We start from the raw sequence: 390 nt of genomic DNA, 5'->3' as shown, positions 1-390 counted from the left end.
GTCTTGCCGAATCCAGCAGGGGCCGTCACCGTTGTCACAGGGCGCGTTTTCGAGAGCTCGAGTTTTTCGCGCACGCGCGACCGCACAACCACGCCCTGCTCGGGCCGCGGGCAGGTGATCTTCGACGGCAGCAGCAAAAACGATCGCCCTCGACCCGCCGCCTCGCAATCGCGCTCTCTCATAACGCCCCCTCTGATCCCCCAGCCTTCGATTCCTAATATGACAGGCTCGCAAGCCGTCTGTCAACCGCTTTCTCCCCTGGCATTCCCGCACTTTTAGCATAAATGTCAACTGACGGAGGGCCTGCCAAGAGGCTCGTTTCTCGCGCCTCATCAAGGGCGACGCGCAGGACGCGGGCGGCCAAGTCGACGCAGCCCTTGCGGGTTCTTC

1 protein-coding gene is annotated in these 390 nt (G+C 62.8%); it reads right to left on the bottom strand.

Going from position 1 to position 390, the window contains the following annotated elements; translation table 11 throughout:
* On the bottom strand, window positions 1-182 hold a 182-nt coding region (locus tag PZH32_RS11635), incomplete at its 3' end, for a hypothetical protein (protein ID WP_275208417.1).
* Window positions 183-390: the final 208 nt, after the last annotated feature.

It is taken from the genome of Adlercreutzia equolifaciens, from assembly GCF_029076695.1.
GTDB lineage: Bacteria > Actinomycetota > Coriobacteriia > Coriobacteriales > Eggerthellaceae > Adlercreutzia > Adlercreutzia equolifaciens_A.
This window is presented reverse-complemented; position numbering and strand designations above follow the sequence as displayed.